Source organism: Oleiphilus messinensis (assembly GCF_002162375.1).
GTDB lineage: Bacteria > Pseudomonadota > Gammaproteobacteria > Pseudomonadales > Oleiphilaceae > Oleiphilus > Oleiphilus messinensis.
In genome coordinates this window covers 3,675,374-3,694,893 of record NZ_CP021425.1, presented here as the reverse complement: position 1 = coordinate 3,694,893, position 19,520 = coordinate 3,675,374, and the positions used below count along the sequence as shown (strand labels likewise).

Below are 19,520 nucleotides of genomic sequence, written 5' to 3'. Positions count from 1 at the left end.
CAATTTGCTGCGATTTTCCCTTTGTTATCGATTCAGGCCGGAACAAATCTTTGATAGAATGCCCGGCTTTGGATGGATAGCGGAACACCGGTTACCATGGAACAGTTAAATTGGGCTGATGGCGTTATAATAGGCATTATTGGCATCTCTGCGGTGTTGAGTTTGTGGCGGGGGTTTGTCAAAGAAGTTTTATCGTTACTCACCTGGATTGCGGCATTTTTTGTGGCCCGTTTGTTCGCCAGTAATCTTGAAACGCTTCTGGTTGATTCAATCAGTACACCTTCGCTTCGATATGGCGTGTCTTTCTTAATATTGTTTGTTGTAACGTTACTGATTGGTTCGATCTTAAACCGATTGGTCGGGCAGTTGATTAAAGTGACTGGGCTGACCTCTACAGACCGATTGTTAGGCATGTTTTTCGGGTTGGCTCGTGGTATTGTCATTACAATAGTCATGATTGCATTGTTGCGGTTGACGCCACTCAAAGAAGATCCCTGGTGGTCTGAGTCGGTCATGATTGCGCAGCTTGAATTGATCGAAAACTGGTCCAGAGAAATATTTGATAATGATATCGCGCCATTGATTTCAAGTTAATGAAGTCGAGGCAGGCAGTCTGTTTTCTGCTTTGTCAGGCAAGATTTATTTGACTGCAACTGACCGTTGCAGTCATTTGCAGGTTTACCGGACGACATCGTTGTCCGGTCAGTTAAAAAGCATTGATTAGTCCGAAGACGGGGGCATGAGGTAGTTACATGTGCGGTATTGTTGGAATTGTTGGTAAAGAAAATGTAAATCAGTGGCTGTATGATGCACTGACAGTTTTACAACACCGGGGACAGGACGCTGCCGGAATGGTTACCTACCAGGATGATCGGTTCTTTCTGCGTAAAGACAATGGGTTGGTTCGAGACGTTTTTCGTACCCGGCATATGAAACGCCTTCAGGGGCACGTTGGTATCGGTCATGTTCGGTATCCGACGGCTGGGAGTTCAAGTTCTGCCGAGGCACAGCCCTTCTATGTAAACTCTCCTTACGGAATTACCCTTGCGCATAATGGTAACCTGACCAATGCTGAAGATTTAAGCAACGATTTGTTTCGCACTGATCTTCGACATATCAACACAACTTCTGACTCCGAAGTCCTGTTGAATGTATTTGCCCATGAGCTGCAAAAACAAGGGAAGTTGGTTCCTACCCAGGACGAGGTTTTCGCTGCAGTAAAAGCGGTACACAAACGCTGTAAGGGTGCTTATGCCGTTATTGCCATGATTACCGGGTATGGCATCGTAGCATTCCGGGATCCCCACGGTATTCGTCCGGTGTGTTATGGCAAACGAGAAACCTCGCGAGGCGTAGAATATATGATCGCTTCAGAGAGTGTTGCACTGAGTGCACTCGGCTTTACGCTGGTTCGCGATATTGAGCCAGGCGAAGCAATATATATCGAGTCTGATGGTCAGCTTTATACGCAGCAATGCGCTGACGATCACAAGCTGATACCTTGTATTTTCGAACATGTTTATTTTGCCCGCCCAGACTCGATCATCGACCAGATTTCAGTTTATAAAGCGCGTCTGAGAATGGGGGAGAAACTGGCGGAGAAAGTCAAACGGCTTAAACCTGAGCATGATATTGATGTCGTAATCCCCATCCCAGATACCAGCCGTACGTCTGCGATGCAAATGGCCCATGACCTCGGTGTAAAATTCCGTGAAGGGTTTATCAAGAATCGATATATCGGCCGTACTTTTATCATGCCTGGTCAACAGCAGCGTAAAAAGTCAGTGCGGCAGAAGCTGAATGCGATTGAGCTGGAATTTCGTGGCAAAAACGTATTGTTGGTTGATGATTCAATAGTACGTGGCACAACCTGCAAGGAAATTGTACAAATGGCGCGCGACGCAGGTGCCGAGAAAGTCTATTTTGCTTCAGCGGCACCGGCTGTGCGCTACCCCAATGTGTACGGAATTGATATGCCTGCAGCTGAAGAGTTGATTGCCCACAACCGAACCGACAAAGAGGTCGAAAAACTGATCGGCGCAGACTGGTTGGTCTATCAGGATCTCGAGGATCTGCTGGAGTCGGCACGGGAAGGTAATCCTCACGTTCAGGATTTCGAATGCTCGGTCTTCAACGGTGAATACATTACTGGTGATATAGATCAGAATTATCTGGAGCGGCTGCAGCAGTTGCGTAATGACGCCAGTAAAAACAAGCAGCACGGAGAGCAGGGTACGAGTGACGATATCATCGACCTGCACAATAACGACTAGACCTGTTGGAAAATCGGTTATGACAGACGCCACAGATCGGAACAAGATACCTAAAGCGAGTCTTGAAGGGGCCAAAACGGAAACGTTAGCCGTCAGAGCAGGCCAGATCCGGTCTCCGGAGCTGGAACACTCGGAGGCAATATTCCCAACATCCAGTTTTGTTTTTTCTTCAGCACAGCAGGCTGCAGCCCGTTTTGCCGGTGATGAGCCGGGAAATATCTATTCCCGTTTCACCAATCCGACCGTAAAAATGTTTGAAGATCGTATTGCTGCGATGGAAGGTGCGGAGCGAGGTGTTGCAACCTCTTCAGGCATGGCGGCCATATTAAGTACCTGTCTGGGCTTGTTGCAGAACGGGGATCACATCGTCAGTTCCCGCAGCGTTTTTGGTACGACTAATGTTCTGTTCGAAAAGTATTTGAGTCGGGCGGGGATCACCACGACATTTGTTGATCTTGTCGATGTGGATGGTTGGAAAAACGCGGTACAAAGCAACACGAAATTGTTTTTCCTTGAAACACCTTCGAATCCGCTCGCCGAAATCGCAGACATCGCCAAATTGGCTGATTTGGCTCATGGGTGCGACGCCTTGCTCGTTGTCGATAATTGCTTCTGTACGCCCATACTGCAAAAGCCCATAGAGCTGGGGGCGGACATCGTCATTCATTCAGCAACCAAATATCTGGATGGTCAGGGGCGTTGTATCGGTGGTGTGGCTGTGGGCAAAGCCAGCGTGATGGAAGAGGTTTATGGTTTCCTCCGCTCTGCGGGTACAACGATGAGCCCGTTCAATGCCTGGGTTTTTCTGAAGGGCCTGGAAACCTTGGGAATTCGTATGCGAGCCCATAGTGAGAGCGCACTCAAAGTTGCACAGTGGTTGACAGAACAGCCGATGGTCGAAAAAGTTTTTTATTCCGGATTGGCAAGTCACCCTCAGCACGAGCTCGCCAGCAAGCAACAGTCGGCATTTGGCGGTGTGGTATCTTTCACGGTTCGTGGGGGCAGGGCAGAGGCTTGGGCGCTCATCGATTCGTTGAAGATTATGTCTATCACTGCAAATCTGGGGGATGCAAAAACCACCATCACGCACCCCGCGACGACGACCCATGGACGATTGAGTGATGAGGTTAAAGCGAAATCGGGAATCAGTGAAAATCTGATCAGGATGTCTGTCGGCTTGGAAGATGTGCAGGATATCATTGGAGACCTGCAGCAAGGACTAGCGAGTATAGCATAGCCCTGTAGGAAATATATGGCTGTGAAAAGCGTTCCGCAAGGTGTAAACTCTGAGAAAAGATCTATACTTATCAATTAAATACAGAGCTTTTCTAAGAGTAAACCTGAATAAAATCAAGAGCGTGGCATAAACGTGAGTCTGATGGCGGAAAACAATACAGCATCTGAAAAGCAGCGGATATTTCAACAGTACCTTTCCCAGGGCCTCAAAGAAGGGGCTCTGATTGCAATCGTGGCCTTTTGTGTTTATGTGGCCATGGCACTTTTCTCATATAATCCCAATGATCCAGGCTGGACGACGACCGGCCATGTCGGTGAAGCGACAAACTACGCAGGTCGAACTGGTGCCTGGTTTGCGGATGTTTTGTTCTATTTCTTTGGTCAAGTGGCCTATCTGTTTCCGGTTTTGATGGCATACAGAGGCTGGACTATCTTTAAAAACCGTAAAAAAACCAGCCATTTCCACTGGCCTTTGTTTTTTCTGAGGCTCATTGGGTTCCTGTTGATTTTGCTGGCTGCGACCGCATTCCTATCGTTGTACCCGTTTGCTGGCAAAGTCATGTCGGGTGGTATTATCGGACAGGAGATTACCAAATCGCTGGTGCCGGCCTTCAATATCCTCGGCAGTACGTTAATTCTGGTTTCCGTGTTTTTATTTGCGGTTACCGTGTTTACTGGAGTTTCCTGGTTGCGCCTGATGGATGAGCTGGGAGCGCTAACCCTAAAAATCTTCGATTGGTTGTTTGCCTTGATACCGGGAGGGACTAATGAGCAACGAACCGAGCCACCGATGCTTACCCAAAGAGTTGACCCTTCGTTGTCAGACGCTAAGTCTCAGCGCAAGACCACGGCTGGCGAGGATAACGTTAAAGTCCGGAAAAAGCCTGCTCACGTTGACCGTGTTGGTCGTGAAGACAGCTCGGAACACGATGAAGAAGCGGCGGGGGGGAAGAAGCTGCTCGGTTTCCTGAAGAAGTCCAATAAAAAGTCCAAAGAGAAGGTGCCGCGAACGGAACCCAGTTTTGGCGAGGTGTTGTCTGACGCAATGGATGAATCCGGCGTAGTGAGTAACAATGCCGGAGCGGAAAGTGCGCCCGTGAACCCGCGGAAAAACAAAGATTCAGAACCGCCAAAAGGGAAAAAAGGAAAATCCGTCCCAATAGAGCCCCTGAAATCAAAACATGCCGAGTTTCGAAAACCCAACAAGATGACCCAGCCATCGTTGTTTGATGAAAGTGATTCACCGATTCCCGCTCTCACCTTGCTCGACCCGCCTGATCCGGATAAAAAGTCCGGTTATTCAGAAGAATTGCTGGAAAACATGTCCAGATTGCTGGAAGTGAAATTACTCGATTTTGGTGTTCAGGCCGAGGTGGTTGCAGTTAACCCGGGGCCCGTGATTACGCGGTTTGAAATCCAGCCTGCAGCTGGCGTCAAGGTGAATAAAATTACCAATCTGGCTAAGGATCTTGCGCGTTCACTGGCGGTGTTGAGTGTTCGGGTTGTCGAAGTCATTCCCGGTAAATCGGTCGTGGGTATCGAAATTCCAAATGAAGTCAGGGAGATCGTCCGATTCAGGGAGGTATTGTCTACGCCTCAGTTTGAAGAGTCGGATTCAGCACTCACGCTGGCGCTGGGGAATGATATTTCCGGTACTGCGGTGGTTGCGAATCTTGCAAAAATGCCCCATTTGCTGGTTGCGGGTACAACCGGTTCCGGTAAATCCGTAGGCGTAAATGCCATGATTTTGAGTGTGTTGTTTAAAGCGACACCCGAAGAAGTTCGCTTCATCATGGTTGACCCCAAAATGCTGGAATTATCTGTTTACGAGGGGATTCCCCACCTGTTAACTCCCGTTGTAACCGATATGAAAGAAGCGGCGAATGCACTCCGATGGAGTGTTGCTGAAATGGAACGCCGTTACAAGCTCATGGCGCATATGGGGGTGCGTAATATTGCCGGATTCAATCGAAAAATAAAAGATGCCATAAAAGAAGGGGAGCCCATTAAAGATCCGCTCTGGAATCCCCATGATGTAATGGACAATGAAGAAGAAAACAGGCCTGACCTTGAGACCTTACCCTTTATAGTGGTCGTGATTGACGAATTTGCCGACATGATGATGATTGTGGGCAAAAAAGTTGAAGAGCTTATAGCGCGAATTGCACAAAAGGCACGTGCTGCCGGTATTCATTTGATATTGGCGACCCAAAGACCTTCGGTAGATGTTATCACCGGTTTGATTAAAGCGAATATTCCGACTCGAATTGCGTTTCAGGTTTCATCCAGGATCGATTCCAGGACTATTATCGACCAGGGCGGAGCAGAACAACTTCTGGGTCATGGTGACATGCTTTACTTGCCTCCGGGAACCGCTTTACCCGAGCGTGTGCACGGTGCATTCGTGTCGGATGAAGAGGTGCACCGAGTTGTTGATGCCTGGAAGCGTAGAGGTTTGCCAAACTATCTCGAAGAGGTACTCACTGGTGGTGAGCCTGACGCTGTGCCAGGTATCGCCTCGGAAGGTGGTGATAGTGGGGATGAAGGTGACCCGCTTTATGATGAGGCTGTCGCATTCGTTACTGAGTCTCGCAAGGCTTCAATCTCTGCGGTACAGCGTAAATTGAAGATCGGTTACAATCGTGCGGCAAACCTGGTTGAGTCTATGGAGGCGGCGGGTGTGGTCAGCCCGGCAGGACATAATGGTGCCCGGGAAGTTCTGGCACCACCAGCGCCCAAAGATTAGTCGTCGTACTGAACAATGAAAGCTTACCAAAAATTGATTTGACTTGTAGCCAGCCTTGGGCGAAAAAGAACGGAATAATTCCGTACGAATGTAATAAAAAGGAGTTGATGTGGGAACTGTAATAAATAGCTTTGTGGCTGCTCTGTTAAGCTTTTTGAGTGCGCTTGCTATTGCGAATACTGATGCGGACGTTGCGGCTCCAGATGATGTAAACCTTCCCCAAAGTGAGCAGCTCAGCGCCACGGGGTCTGCCCAAAATATAAATAGTGATACAACGGATAATCAACTCGCCACTGAAAAGCTGGCAGCGAATCTCAAAGGATTGGAAACCTTCAAGTCTCGCTTTGTACAGTTTATGGTTGATAAATCCGGGGCTGTAATTCAGGAAACACAAGGGCGATTTCTGGCACGGCGACCTGGACAGTTTTTATGGCATACGGACCCACCCCTGGAACAGGTTATCTTTTCAGATGGTTCGTTAGTCACGGTTTATGACCCAGACCTGGAACAGGTCACGATTCAGAAAATGAATCCGGAGGCCGCCAGTACCCCGGCATTGTTGCTCAGCGGCGATGTAGAAAATTTGTCTGCATCTTACCGTGTTGAATATCACTTCAAGCAGGGCGTCGAGATTTTCTCGCTCATACCCAAAAGCAATGATTCATTGTTTGAATCACTGAGTCTCAAATTTATTGAGGGGCAGATAATCGAGATGCGCTTACGGGATTCTCTCGGACAGAAAACGACGCTCTCATTTACGGAAGTTCAGGCCAATATAGAACTCTCCGATGAAGCGCTTCAGTACCCTATCCCTGATGGGGTTGATGTCATTCGTGAGTGATTTGTTTTCCTGTCAAGGCGATCGTTTTGAGCCATTAGCGGCCAGGGTTCGGCCCAAAAAAGTGGAAGATTTTTTCGGGCAGAGCCACTTGCTGGCTCCCGGTGAACCCCTGCATGATGCCTTATGTCAGGGCGTGCTGCATTCGATGATTCTTTGGGGCCCACCAGGGGTGGGTAAAACCAGTTTCGCAAATCTCTTAGCTCAATCCGGCAACGCTTGCTTTATTAGTTTGTCCGCTGTGATGAGTGGTGTGAAGGAGATAAAGGAAGCGGTCGGACAGGCCAAGATGAATCAAACCAGCCGGCAACAACAGACGGTTTTGTTTGTCGATGAAGTTCATCGATTTAACAAAAGTCAGCAAGATGCATTTTTGCCCTATATCGAAAATGGAACCATCGTGTTTGTCGGAGCCACGACAGAAAATCCCTCGTTCAGTTTGAATAACGCACTACTTTCCCGGGCTCGGGTGTACACCCTGAATAAACTCACGGATGACGAGCTCATTGCACTGCTTGAAAAAACAATCACGGCGCAATTCGGTTTCAACGCTACAGGATTGGCTGTATTGGATGAGGCCGTGCTTGCGCTCGCAAAGTTGGCGGACGGTGATGCGAGGAGGGCGCTCAATCTCCTGGAAATCCTGATTCAGCAGGCACAGGCCTCTGGATCAAGTAAGATCGGCATGGCACAGGTGCGGGAACTCGGCCTTTATAACGCCCGATCATTCGATAAAGGCGGCGATATCTTCTATGAGCAGATTTCCGCGCTGCATAAATCCGTAAGAGGGTCAGATCCGGACGCTGCTTTGTATTGGTATTGTCGGATGCTGGATGGTGGCTGCGATCCCTTGTATGTGGCCCGTCGTGTTGTGAGAATGGCGAGTGAAGATATCGGCAATGCCGATCCGAAAGCACTGACCATTGCTTTGGATGCGTGGCAGACCATGGAGCGCTTGGGCTCACCCGAGGGCGAATTGGCGATAGCGCAGGCGGTGACTTATTTGGCTGTCGCACCTAAAAGTAATGCGGTCTACACCGCTTTTAATCAATGTCGTAAAGCCATCGCTGACGCACCGGCCTTCGATGTTCCTGCCCATCTGAGGAATGCACCGACGCAATTGCTCAAGTCGTTGGGTTATGGTGAGGAATACCGGTATGCCCACGATGAACCTATGGCGTTCGCTGCGGGTGAGTCTTATTTTCCGGAACAACTGGATGGGGCTCGGTTTTATTACCCGACAGACCGGGGTCTGGAGCAGAAAATCGGACAAAAGCTGGAGTATCTGCGTGAATTGAATTGTCATGCAGATAAAAAGCGTTATGGTTCCGGGACGCAAGAGCCTGAGTCCTGAGACCGTAAAAAGAATGTCAAGCTAAGCAGGTAGAATCAAATGTTGACTCAAATACTGGCGGTCGCACTTGGTGGCGCGCTTGGCGCGGTGTGCCGATATCTCGTCATTGGTTGGGTGAGTACTTTTGCGGGTACGCAGTTTCCATTTGGAACATTAGCAGTTAATATTCTCGGTTCATTCCTGATGGGAGTTCTGTATGTTGTAGTCATACAGAAAATGCATGCCTATCCCGAATTCAGGGCTGTGACTGTTGTGGGGTTTCTGGGGGCGTTTACGACGTTTTCAACGTATTCCCTTGAGGCATTCCTCATGCTTCAGGAGGGCCGGATCATGCAGTCCGTGATATACACGTTGAGCAGCGTTATACTATGTGTGCTCGCCATTGCGCTGGGTATTTATACATCCAGGTCGCTGTTGTCATAGTATTTCTTGTGTCAGAGCGTTTCTATTGTCAGAGCGTTTCTACTGTCATAATGTTTACGGGCGATTTTTGGAGTGGCTGTAAACCGACATTTTTAGGATTGGAAAAAAGGTAAGTAAAGTTTCATGTTAGATGCCAAATTAATAAGAACTGATATTGATGCAGTAGCCGAGCGCCTGAAAAGGAAAGGTTTTAAATTGGATGTTGCACAAATTAATGAGCTTGAAGCAAAGCGAAAAAATGTGCAGACCAAAACAGAGCAGTTGCAAAGCGAACGCAATTCCCGATCAAAAATGATTGGTAAGGCCAAGGCTGCCGGTGAAGATATCCAGCCCCTGATTGCCGAGATGGACCAGTTCGGTGCTGCTCTTGAATCCGCGAAGGATGAGTTAAAGGTGATACAGGATGAGCTGCAGGCCATTCTGGATGGCATTCCCAATCTACCTGATGACAATGTACCGGAAGGGGCATCAGAAGACGACAATGTTGAAGTGAGATTGTGGGGCACACCGCAGGAATTCAGCTTTGAGCCCCGTGATCATGTTGATTTGGGTGACTTACGCAAGAATCTGGATTTTGATACCGCCAGTAAGCTTACCGGTGCCCGGTTTGCAGTATTGCGCGGGGAGTTTGCTCGACTGCATCGTGCTTTGGCCCAGTTCATGCTGAATACGCACACGCTGGAAAATGGCTACGAAGAAGCCTATGTGCCTTATCTGGTGAATGCGGATTCACTCTATGGTACGGGGCAGCTTCCCAAATTTGAAGAAGATTTGTTCAAAGTTCCCGGAGAGCGAGATTTTTATCTGATTCCAACAGCAGAGGTTCCAGCGACGAATATTGTACGGGATACAATTGTCCCCGCTGAACAAATGCCGCTCAAGTTTGTTTGTCATACCCCTTGTTTCAGAAGTGAAGCTGGATCTCATGGGCGTGATGTTCGAGGTATGATCCGTCAGCATCAATTTGATAAAGTTGAATTGGTGCAGGTGGTCAAGCCGGAAGAATCAGATGCCGCGCTGGAGCAACTTACCGGTCACGCTGAAGGAATCCTGCAACAACTGGGTTTACCGTATCGTGTCGTCATCTTATGTGGCGGTGATATGGGCTTCTCCGCCGCTAAAACCTATGACATCGAGGTTTGGTTGCCGGGCCAGGGTAAATATCGTGAAATCTCGTCTTGCAGTAATACCCGTGATTTCCAGGCGCGTCGCATGCAGGCAAGATGGCGTAATCCTGAAACCGGCAAGCCAGAGTTGGTGCATACATTGAATGGTTCAGGACTCGCGGTGGGTAGAACCATGATTGCGGTGATGGAAAATTATCAGCAGGAAGATGGCTCCATCATTGTGCCTGAGGTTTTACGCCCTTATATGGGTGGACAGGAGCGAATCAACGCACCGCAGTAAAGCGTGCTTTTTGTCTTTTCGGGATACCTACTTTTGGGTATCCCTGCCTTTCTCCCCGACCGTTAAACTATGCTCAATAGCTGATTTGTTGAATCAGGTCGTCTGTTTGTTTCGATCACGAGGATCTTAGATTGGATTTTTTACCCGTTTTCATGCGCATGAAAAATGAAACGTCACTGGTTGTGGGTGGTGATGAGGCTGCGGCTCGGAAAGTTGAATTACTGCTGCGCGCCCAGAGTCAGGTAACCGTGATCTCAACAAATGTCATTGAAGGGCTTCAGGCTCTGATAGACAGTGGCGCTGTAGCCCATCAAGCGTGTTTTACTGAATCGATGCTTGATGGTGTTCAGTTAGTGGTTTCTACGACTGATGATGAAGCGTTACGCGCTCAAGTTGTCGAGTCTACAAAAAAACGAGGAATCCCCCTGAATGTGGCGGGATGCCCGGAGTTGTGCAGTTTCGTTTTTCCGGCTGTAATTGACCGTTCACCCGTAATTGCTGCTGTTTCCAGTGGTGGCGAGTTGCCGGTGTTGACCCGGTTGCTGCGGAGTCGTCTTGAGGCGGCAATTCCAGCGCAATTCGGGCGACTGACCGAACTCGCTGCACAATTCCGTGATCAGGTTAGAGCTGTGTTTCCGAATATTAACCAGCGAAGACGCTTTTGGGAAAAGCACCTTGAAGGGCATTTTGCGGAACTGGTATACGCAGGCCAGGAGTTGGACGCCCAGAAAGCGCTAAAAGATTCTCTGGCTGCTGATCAATTCTCTGCCACGGGTGAAGTGTATCTCGTAGGTGCGGGCCCTGGTGATCCAGACCTGTTGTCATTCCGGGCTCTACGGCTGATTCGACAGGCTGACGTGGTGTTATACGATCGCTTGGTGTCAAAGCCAATTCTGGAAATGGTAAAACATGATGCCGAGCGAATCCATGTCGGAAAGGAGCGAGCCAACCATGCCGTCCCGCAACAGGATATTAATGAGCTGTTGGTTACCCTGGCAAAGCAGGGTAAGCGGGTTTTGCGCTTAAAAGGGGGGGATCCTTTCATTTTCGGGCGAGGCGGTGAAGAAATCGAGCGTCTGGCGGAAGAGTCTGTGCCCTTTCAAGTGGTACCGGGTATCACCGCAGCTTCCGGTTGTTCAAGTTATGCCGGGATACCGTTAACGCACCGAAATTACTCTCAATCGGTTCGGTTTATAACCGGTCACCTGAAAAACAATACCTGTGATCTTCCGTGGCAGGAATTTGTCGCTCCGCATCAGACGTTGGTATTTTACATGGGGTTAACTGGATTGCCGGTAATTTCCAGTAAACTGATTGAGCATGGGCTGGCCAAAACAACACCAATTGCTCTGGTTTCAAAAGGTACAACACCGGAACAACAGGTGATAGTAGGCACACTGGAAACCATCGTTGGCCAGGTAGAAAAGTCAAATATCGCGGCCCCAACACTGATTATTGTGGGTGAAGTTGTGCTTTTGCGTGAGAAATTGCGTTGGTTTGATTGATCTTTGCGTTGTATTGAAGGCGTCTGGTGGGGACGATTAAACCTGGAAGTACTGCAAATGCGAGTACTTCCAGTAAGCAAGGGCAGGGTGCTGAATTATTTTTCCAGGCGTTGAGGTAAAACGCCTTTCAATTTTTCATCCATTTCTCGCAGTGCTTTCTCGGTTGTTTCCCAGTCGATACAGGCGTCAGTGACTGAGACGCCATATTTCAGTTCGGAAAGATCTTCTGGAATCGGTTGGCTGCCCCAGTTGAGATTACTCTCGACCATTAATCCGACAATTGATTTGTTACCTTCGACAATCTGATTCGCGACATCTTGCATTACCAGCGGTTGGATTGCAGGATCTTTGTTTGAGTTAGCATGGCTGCAGTCAACCATGATTACGGATCGAAGGCCCGCTTTTTCCATCGCCTGTTCACATAGGTTTACGCTCACAGAATCATAGTTTGGCTTACCGCCGCCTCCGCGCAGTACAACGTGGCTATACGGGTTGCCTTTGGTCCGAATCACGGAAACATGACCTTGCGAATCAATACCCAGGAAACTGTGGGGGTGAGAAACGGATTTCATTGCGTTAACTGCAACTTCTAGGCTGCCATCCGTACCATTTTTGAATCCGATGGAAACGGATAGACCGCTGCTCATTTCACGGTGCGTTTGTGATTCCGTGGTGCGGGCGCCAATAGCAGACCAGGTAATGGTATCTTGAAGGTATTGAGGTGAAATCGGATCCAGTGCTTCTGTGGCTGTTGGTAAGCCAATTTCATTGATGTCCATGAGGAGTTGGCGACCGATGTGGAGTCCTTTTTCGATATCAAAGGAATCATTCAAATGGGGATCGTTAATCAATCCCTTCCAGCCTACTGTAGTTCGTGGCTTTTCGAAATAAACACGCATAACAATGTATAACGTATCTGAAAGTTCATCCGCGAGCTTTTTCAGCTTCTGCGCATAATCTTTGGCGGCATCGACATCATGGATGGAGCAAGGCCCGATGACGATGAACAAACGGTGGTCTTTCTTGTCCAGAATATTCTGAATGGTCTCGCGCCCGTTAAGGACTGTTTCCGATGCTTTTTCGGTCAGAGGGATATCCGCACGGAGTTGGTCAGGCGTGATGAGAACCTCAGTCTTAAGTACGTTTATGTTGTCTATTCCGGTATGTGGCATGTCTGAATCCAGTTCAATTATTGCTATTAAAAATTATTGCTGTCAGGTTATACGTGCATCAAAACTTGTCAGTTTGAATGGTTTAACCTGCTGCCGCGTTCGTTACGGCTGTAAATAGGGTTTAGAGTATTTATATTGCCGTTTGATGACCATTCTCAAGTGAATATAGCCGATCTGCTGACTTCTAAAAGCAGATAATAATAACAGTTGAGTGTTAATTGCGACACTAAAGAACAAAAATAAATCGTTATTAGCTTTTAATATCGTTATTATTCTTGAAAGTCGTTATCATTCTTGAAAATCGTTATTATCCTTGGCTATTGTTGGTGCGTTTACAGTGTCGGTAACACCAGTAGATACATTGCGTCGTAATGCTGGTCTCCCTATCAATTTTAAGCGGCTGTCCTGATCCTGTTTTGTGGCAGGAATCGGTATTTACGTAATGGACTATTCGGAGTAATTGAGTGCTTCCCATTGAAAAAATCGTGAAAGACTTGCGAGTGCCTGGCCTAAAATACAGGATTGCCAATGAGCAGCAAACTGAGCAGGAAAAAAATGAACTCGTAGAGTTCACCGTCCGTAATTATACCGCCAAAGAGTCTGAGTCCATTGTTGAAAAGTATAAACGCACGTATGCAGATACGCCTTTAACTCCCCGTAATTTCAACTGTTTATATCTCGCCGACCGGGTGGTTGAGGTGTACGTGCGAAAGAACGACCTGGATACAGATGTTCGTGGGGCATTTTCCTGTTGTCGCTACACCATCGCTTACATGTTGTTAAGTAATCCTGTCGATGATGAACATATCAAAGAACTGACCCATTTAGCGCTTTTGATTGATCGAGTAGCGACCCAATATATCGGTGTTTACAGTGGATTTGGACCCAAAGGACGGCAACTTTACGATTTGCTTGATGAGTTTGTTGAGGTTTTTGTAAACCCTAAAATCAGTGACAAAGAGTATCGGTTACCGTTGTTTCGAAACTGGAATGAAAAGCTCAAAAAAATTAATGACCGGCGTGACCGGTCTGTCAGTCGATTGATCGAAAATGAGTATGGTCTGTCCAAGAATCGTTATGCACAGCGGCGTGCGAAAAAAATTATCAATCAATACGCAGGTAATCGAAAGTTACCAGAGCCAGTTTGCAAGTTACTGAACGAGTACTGGTTCGATCTACTGAAGAAAGCACTCCTTCATGAAGAGGGGGAGCTGTCTTCGGAACAGCTTGATAAATATACAAAGCACCTGGTGTGGTGTTTTGTACCTAAAACGACCGAAAAAGAAAAAAACATGTTGCTCTCCATCGTGGAGAATCTTGTTGAGAAACTGGAGCGCTGCCTTGGCGCTGGTGGCATGCTCAATGATCAATCAGCGAGTATCCTGTCTGAAGTTCAGTTTTTTCTAATTCAGCAAATTCAGGGATTGCCGCTGGAGTTGCAGCGCTTTGCCCCATTCGAATCAGACCCTGCTGATGATGCCGGAGCGATGGACACCTCTACACAGCCTCCGCTGGGGGATGGTGTATGGTTACTTGAAAATGGGAGTGACACTCGGTTTCAGATCGCAAAAACCTATCCTGACACCCGGGATTGTTTACTAACCAACTTCCTGGGGATGAAATATGACGTGTTGCCAATGTCAGATGTTTCTACCCGAGTATCAGAAGGACGTTTTAGATTACTGGGTGAATGGGTCGGTTTGACTGATGTTGTGAACGACACGGAACAGGCGCTCATGAAGGTTGTTGAGTCTCAGGTGTTACAAAGACACAAGGCTGCGGAAAAGGCAAAAGCCGAAGCGGAAGAAATCAAACGCCAGCAACGGCTTGCTGAAGAGCAGCGTGAAGCAGAACGACAGCGATTGGAGGCCGAAAAGGTTGCCCTGGCTGAAGCTGCCTTTGCTGAAGAGCGGGCATCCCGTGAAGGCGTGCTCTTGGCAGAGATCGAGGCACTACGACTGGGGGCCTGGGTTGAATACACGCGGGATGGCAAAACGGAAAAAGGCAAATTGGCGGTAAAAATCAAAGCAACGTCTAAACTGGTATTTGTAGACCGTTTAGGTTTGAATCGTTTTGAACTCAAGGCCGCTGAACTCGTGGATCAGCTTGTTCGCCAGGAAGCAAGAATTCTGGATAGTGGCGCGGAGTTCGATGAATCGCTTGAACGAACCGTCAGCAGAATCAGGATAACAGGCAGATGACCGAAGAGTTCGATAGTTGGCTACGGGACGATGAGCGCCGGGAGGAATTCAGATTAAATGTTGCATGCTCTCTTTTTATCGAGGTGATGTCACCTTTGCCCGGGGACACTTCACCCAGTCGTGTTGTGCAGTGTGAAACACTGGATTTGTCTGCTAATGGTGCTCAGGTCGCGCTTCCGGATAAATTAACACCGGGCGCGCTGTTGCCTTTAATTATTGAAGTGGGGGATAAACGTTTCGATTTAATGTGTGATGTCATGTGGTGCCGGGAAGGTACCCTAAGCCTCGCTCAGGGGGCTGAGACACTCTATCTTGCCGGTATTCGTTTTGTTGAAAGTGATGATCTTGCCTACGTCGAATGGAAAGAATCCGTGGCTGAATGGCTGCTGGATGACCTTTGACAGGTCATCCGTGCTTAAATAAGCCACCGGTGCTTACGCGGCTTTCCGGTTAATCCATTTTTCCAGTTTTTCCACCAGAACGTGTCGTTCATAGGGTTTGGTGACATAATCATTCATGCCTGAGCTGAAGCATTTTTCTTTATCGCCATGCATGACATTCGCTGTGACGGCGATAATGGGTATGTCCTGTAAACCCAATTGATTTCGAATCGTCCGGGTCGCTTCGTAGCCGTCCATGAGCGGCATATGGCAATCCATTAGTACCGCGTCGAAGGTTTGTACCTGTAAAATATCGACCGCTTCCTTTCCATTTGCTGCCACTTTCACCTGATAGCCAAGTTTCTTCAATATGGCTTTGGCAACCATCTGATTGACTTGATTATCTTCGACCAACAGAATGGAGTACTCATTAGTTTCACTCTTTGCCTCTTTCTCGATAACTTTGGTCTGGGTCTCTGTGGGGGATTCTGTAGCCATTACCCCCAGTAAGGCATGCTGAAGGCTGTTACGACTAACAGGATTCTGCAATTGAGCTATTTTGCGTTGACTGCTCTGTACTTCAGCGTGAATTTCCGGTTGTTGCCTGTTACTGCAGAGTATCACCGGGTCGTCCCGGAAGCGGTCAGGGAGGAGGGCTAGTTGACTCAGTACCGGAGGCTCTCCTGTCAGGATCACCGTTGGACCGGATGCTGGAACCTTGCTTGTGATGGCTTCGGAGAGTTTCTCTTCTTCATCAATATTGATACTGACAATTTTGAGTTTCCAATACTGCAATTGGTCACGAATGAAATCAAAACCCGTATGGCTCTCGTTACTATGAAGTAGCAAGTATGTGTACGCAGAGAGTGGCTCGGGAACCGGCGGTTCGGAATGAGAGATGTCTTCACGCAGTGGGATTCGAACGGTGAAGCAGCTGCCAACGTCCTCTTCAGAATCAACTTCCAGGGATCCTGACATATGGGTGACTAACTGTTTACACAAGGTTAGCCCCAACCCGGTTCCACCGTATTTACGTGTCGTGTCTGAATACGCCTGGGAGAACGGTGAAAAGATTTTGTGCAGTGCGTTTCTTGAAATGCCAATGCCGGTATCCTCCACCCGCAATACCGCACTGTTTTGTTCTACACCGAGGAATACGGACACACCGCCATGTTCGGTGAACTTGATGGCATTGCCAATCAGGTTGCTGATGACCTGGCGGATGCGCGTGGGATCGCCGTAAACCCGTTCGGGAAATTGCGGGTCGATATACGTTCGGAGATAAATGTTTTTGGCGTTCGAGTTTTGCGCCAGTAAACTCGTGACTTCATCGATTGTTTTCCGCAGATCAAAACTGATGCTTTCCAGTGTCAATTTGCCTGCTTCGACTTTAGAAATGTCCAGGATGTCGTTTAATACCTGCAGCAAGGAGACGCCAGAATTGTAAGCCACGTCAAGTTGTCGTTTCTGGCGCTCGGTGAGGGGTTCTTCCATGGTCAGGCTGATCATTCCCAAGACGCCATTGAAAGGTGTTCGAATCTCGTGACTCATGTTGGCGAGAAAATCTGCCCGCGCTTTAGCGCGTTTTACGGCTTCTTCTTTTGCAATAACCAGTTCCCGGTTACTCTTCAGGAGCTGATCATTTTTATCAGACAGTTCCCGTGTGCGAGCTTCGACAATTTGTTCGAGTTGTTCCGAGTAGGTCTTTAACCGGGCTTCAGCCTGACGTATTTTTAACAGGCTTTTTTCAATGGTATGCAAGTGATCGTTTGTGCTTTCGACGAGTATCCCGATTTCGTCATTTTCATGACCTTTAGGTACCGGTAGTCGAGCTTTTTCCGGTGAATCTACAGAGCGAACACTAATACTCTCGATTACACCCAATAACGGCTTTGTGAGCAACAGATAAAAGACAAAGAGCAGCAGGAAAGACAGGGCCAGACTTTTGATAAAACCGCTTAATATGGTAAAGCCCGCCCGTTTCAAAAATGAAATTCCGGCTTGGTAAGTGTCGACTACAACATTGAGGTTACCCAGATCGACATCATTCAGCTGTTGTACTGACAATCGAGTCGTATAACTGCGGGTGGGGTTGAAGAGTAAATCACTCATCCAGCGATAAGGGGATTCTGCAACCAGTCGTTCCCGTCTGGCCAGTGTCCGGTTGTCCGTATCTACAATATCGGCCTCAATAATAGAGGGATGCTTCAAAAGGCCTTCGAGCAACTCTTCAGCCAGCCGGGAATCAATATTGTAAGCGATTTGTGACGCGGGCGTGTGGCTGATGGTTATGATGGCTTCGATTTCTTCGTCGAGTGCCGTATTTTCATTCAAGTAGTCAAGGAAGACTTGAAACAGGTTGAGTACCATGCCGAGCAGCAGCGCAACAATAACGGTATTGCGCGCGAGCTTGAAAGATAGTCTGTTAGAGAAGTTTATGTTCACTGGGAGCCTTGGAAGTTACATCAGCTATTAATCATCATATGCATTCTTTTTCTTCCAGTCATCATCGTCCTGCATAAATTCGCTCCACTCTTTGTCCATGCTTTCCTTCTTCTCCGAGCCTTCTTTACTCACTTTGTCAGCGAGTTTCTCAAGTTCCTTGATTTTAATCTTGTAAGCCTGAATCGCTTTTTGCGAAGCGGTCATTGATTTGGTTGGTTCCAGTTCACCAATCGCATTGTGGAAATTATGTATGGCGATCCTCAACTTATTCTGGCTGATCGCCTCTTTTGCTTTGGCGGCATAGTAGTCCGCTTTGGATCGGCTGGCCATGTAGGTGATGAAACTGGTATGTTTTTTGGCAAGTGATTTTTCCAGGAACCCTTTTTTGGACTGATTCTGGATGAACTTGATCAGAGCTTCAAGCAATGTTCGAACTTCTTTTGCCTGGGCTTCATTGGTAATTTGTTGGGGCTTGGGTTTTTCTTTACTGGCTTTGATCTGCTCAAGCAATGCGGTGTCCTCGACAAGGCTACTGGCATACTTGAATTTTTCATTCTGGATGACCTTAAGCTCATTGAGCGTATCGATGCAACGCTCAAGCAGTAAAATTTTCAGTTCTCGAGGTAGATATTGGGGTGGCAGATCCAGAGATATACGCTTGAGCCGTCGATAACGATCCTGAAGCGTATTTGCTTTCCGAATTTTTTCGATTTTTGCTTTTTCCCGAGCCTGCCCGATAAACAGGATGGTAATGGATACAAAAATGATCAATACAATAATTGAAATGACAACAGGTGCAGACATCTAGCTGTTAACCATTAAGTTAATTTATCAGGTCATGTTATAACGAAATATCCCCGGTTGTCCGTGTCAAATCCTACATTTGTAGTATTGACTGACGGCCGTTTCTGCGAGGTTACCTAAAGTATAGTTAAATGATTGAAAATGTCAGAAATAGCCGTCATTTTCATAAGGATTATTTGATTTTATAAATCGGGCACCAGTTTGGGTGTTAAATATAGCCGCATTGTGCCACATCCGGGGCCGATTTCCCGCCAATGACTGATGTCGAGGTCGAAAATGATGATTCCCAGAGTCGGGACGTTATCAAAGCCAATATTCCCCAGTGCATTTACAAACTCGGTCAGGCCGGGATTGTGGCCCACGATGGTCACGGTGTCATGTAAGTTATCGATATTGCTGGTCACATCCAGGAGTGTTTCCCAGGATGCCGAGTAGAGTCGGGCGACTTCTGTCGGCTGGATATTTTTGGGTTGAGTGACAACGCTTAGGGCGTTTGCTGTGAGCCGGGTGCGTAACGCCGGGCTTGTGAGGATTTCATCTGTCCTGATATGCAGGTGAGACAGGATTGGAATGATTGTTTGTAAATCCCGTTTACCCCGTTTGTTTAAGGGGCGTTCGAAATCTGACAGATCCGTATCTTTCCATGAAGACTTGGCATGTCGAGCGATGAGCAATCTTTTCACAGTTTTTCAGATCCTAAAATAGAGTATGTCATTCCACTCAGTTCGATGGCTGT

At 47.7% G+C, this 19,520-nt stretch carries 15 protein-coding genes; 11 read left to right on the top strand and 4 right to left on the bottom strand.

The window, feature by feature from the left end; translation table 11 throughout:
* The first annotated feature begins 96 nt into the window (after positions 1 to 96).
* The 9 genes from OLMES_RS16145 (at position 97) to cysG (ending at position 11,782) form a co-directional block, all read left to right on the top strand.
* Complete coding sequence (locus OLMES_RS16145) at positions 97 to 594, top strand: CvpA family protein (protein WP_087464516.1); 498 nt, start codon at positions 97 to 99, stop codon at positions 592 to 594.
* A gap of 158 nt (positions 595 to 752) precedes the next feature.
* Positions 753 to 2,273: an amidophosphoribosyltransferase gene (gene purF, locus OLMES_RS16140; RefSeq protein ID WP_087462216.1), complete on the top strand. Its 1,521-nt coding sequence runs from the start codon at positions 753 to 755 to the stop codon at positions 2,271 to 2,273.
* Between the two features lie 19 nt (positions 2,274 to 2,292).
* On the top strand, positions 2,293 to 3,510 hold the full coding sequence (locus OLMES_RS16135) for an O-succinylhomoserine sulfhydrylase (RefSeq protein ID WP_087462215.1): 1,218 nt from the start codon (positions 2,293 to 2,295) through the stop codon (positions 3,508 to 3,510).
* A gap of 141 nt (positions 3,511 to 3,651) precedes the next feature.
* Positions 3,652 to 6,255, top strand: a complete 2,604-nt coding sequence (locus OLMES_RS28955; protein ID WP_087462214.1) for a DNA translocase FtsK — start codon at positions 3,652 to 3,654, stop codon at positions 6,253 to 6,255.
* A gap of 109 nt (positions 6,256 to 6,364) precedes the next feature.
* Positions 6,365 to 7,096, top strand: coding sequence for an outer membrane lipoprotein chaperone LolA (gene lolA / locus OLMES_RS16125; RefSeq protein WP_087462213.1), 732 nt, complete (start codon positions 6,365 to 6,367; stop codon positions 7,094 to 7,096).
* A complete protein-coding gene (locus tag OLMES_RS16120; RefSeq protein ID WP_269767719.1) occupies positions 7,044 to 8,447 on the top strand; it encodes a replication-associated recombination protein A in 1,404 nt (467 codons plus the stop codon). The genes lolA and OLMES_RS16120 overlap by 53 nt, the downstream gene beginning before the upstream one ends.
* 39 nt (positions 8,448 to 8,486) lie before the next feature.
* Positions 8,487 to 8,870, top strand: a complete 384-nt coding sequence (crcB, locus tag OLMES_RS16115; RefSeq protein ID WP_087462211.1) for a fluoride efflux transporter CrcB — start codon at positions 8,487 to 8,489, stop codon at positions 8,868 to 8,870.
* Between the two features lie 123 nt (positions 8,871 to 8,993).
* Positions 8,994 to 10,277 (top strand): serine--tRNA ligase, encoded by a 1,284-nt coding sequence (serS, locus tag OLMES_RS16110; protein ID WP_087462210.1) that lies wholly within the window; start codon positions 8,994 to 8,996, stop codon positions 10,275 to 10,277.
* A gap of 131 nt (positions 10,278 to 10,408) precedes the next feature.
* Positions 10,409 to 11,782 carry a siroheme synthase CysG gene (cysG, locus tag OLMES_RS16105; RefSeq protein WP_087462209.1) on the top strand — a complete coding sequence of 458 codons (1,374 nt, stop codon included), beginning with the start codon at positions 10,409 to 10,411 and terminating at the stop codon, positions 11,780 to 11,782.
* A gap of 95 nt (positions 11,783 to 11,877) precedes the next feature.
* Here cysG and OLMES_RS16100 read toward each other — a convergent pair whose 3' ends face one another.
* Positions 11,878 to 12,954, bottom strand: coding sequence for a 3-deoxy-7-phosphoheptulonate synthase (locus OLMES_RS16100; protein WP_087462208.1), 1,077 nt, complete (start codon positions 12,952 to 12,954; stop codon positions 11,878 to 11,880).
* A gap of 464 nt (positions 12,955 to 13,418) precedes the next feature.
* On the opposite strand from OLMES_RS16100, the gene OLMES_RS16095 reads away from it, so the two are divergent.
* Both OLMES_RS16095 and OLMES_RS16090 read left to right on the top strand, forming a co-directional pair.
* Positions 13,419 to 15,155 (top strand): DUF1631 family protein, encoded by a 1,737-nt coding sequence (locus tag OLMES_RS16095; protein ID WP_087462207.1) that lies wholly within the window; start codon positions 13,419 to 13,421, stop codon positions 15,153 to 15,155.
* On the top strand, positions 15,152 to 15,556 hold the full coding sequence (locus OLMES_RS16090) for a PilZ domain-containing protein (RefSeq protein WP_087462206.1): 405 nt from the start codon (positions 15,152 to 15,154) through the stop codon (positions 15,554 to 15,556). The genes OLMES_RS16095 and OLMES_RS16090 overlap by 4 nt, the downstream gene beginning before the upstream one ends.
* 33 nt (positions 15,557 to 15,589) lie before the next feature.
* Here OLMES_RS16090 and OLMES_RS16085 read toward each other — a convergent pair whose 3' ends face one another.
* The 3 genes from OLMES_RS16085 to OLMES_RS16075 form a co-directional block, all read right to left on the bottom strand.
* Complete coding sequence (locus tag OLMES_RS16085; RefSeq protein WP_198343004.1) at positions 15,590 to 17,980, bottom strand: ATP-binding protein; 2,391 nt, start codon at positions 17,978 to 17,980, stop codon at positions 15,590 to 15,592.
* 27 nt (positions 17,981 to 18,007) lie between these two features.
* On the bottom strand, positions 18,008 to 18,784 hold the full coding sequence (locus OLMES_RS16080) for a hypothetical protein (RefSeq protein WP_087462205.1): 777 nt from the start codon (positions 18,782 to 18,784) through the stop codon (positions 18,008 to 18,010).
* 182 nt (positions 18,785 to 18,966) lie between these two features.
* Positions 18,967 to 19,467, bottom strand: coding sequence for a SixA phosphatase family protein (locus OLMES_RS16075; protein WP_087462204.1), 501 nt, complete (start codon positions 19,465 to 19,467; stop codon positions 18,967 to 18,969).
* Positions 19,468 to 19,520 lie beyond the last annotated feature (53 nt).

Bases quoted from the DNA above. Each gene is read 5' to 3' on its own strand.
- OLMES_RS16145 (WP_087464516.1), top strand. From the start codon at position 97: ATGGAACAGTTAAATTGGGCTGATGGCGTTATAATAGGCATTATTGGC.
- purF (WP_087462216.1), top strand. From the start codon at position 753: ATGTGCGGTATTGTTGGAATTGTTGGTAAAGAAAATGTAAATCAGTGG.
- OLMES_RS16135 (WP_087462215.1), top strand. From the start codon at position 2,293: ATGACAGACGCCACAGATCGGAACAAGATACCTAAAGCGAGTCTTGAA.
- OLMES_RS28955 (WP_087462214.1), top strand. From the start codon at position 3,652: ATGGCGGAAAACAATACAGCATCTGAAAAGCAGCGGATATTTCAACAG.
- OLMES_RS16120 (WP_269767719.1), top strand. From the start codon at position 7,044: ATGAAGCGCTTCAGTACCCTATCCCTGATGGGGTTGATGTCATTCGTG.
- crcB (WP_087462211.1), top strand. From the start codon at position 8,487: ATGTTGACTCAAATACTGGCGGTCGCACTTGGTGGCGCGCTTGGCGCG.
- serS (WP_087462210.1), top strand. From the start codon at position 8,994: ATGTTAGATGCCAAATTAATAAGAACTGATATTGATGCAGTAGCCGAG.
- OLMES_RS16100 (WP_087462208.1), bottom strand. From the start codon at position 12,954: ATGCCACATACCGGAATAGACAACATAAACGTACTTAAGACTGAGGTT.
- OLMES_RS16090 (WP_087462206.1), top strand. From the start codon at position 15,152: ATGACCGAAGAGTTCGATAGTTGGCTACGGGACGATGAGCGCCGGGAG.
- OLMES_RS16080 (WP_087462205.1), bottom strand. From the start codon at position 18,784: ATGTCTGCACCTGTTGTCATTTCAATTATTGTATTGATCATTTTTGTA.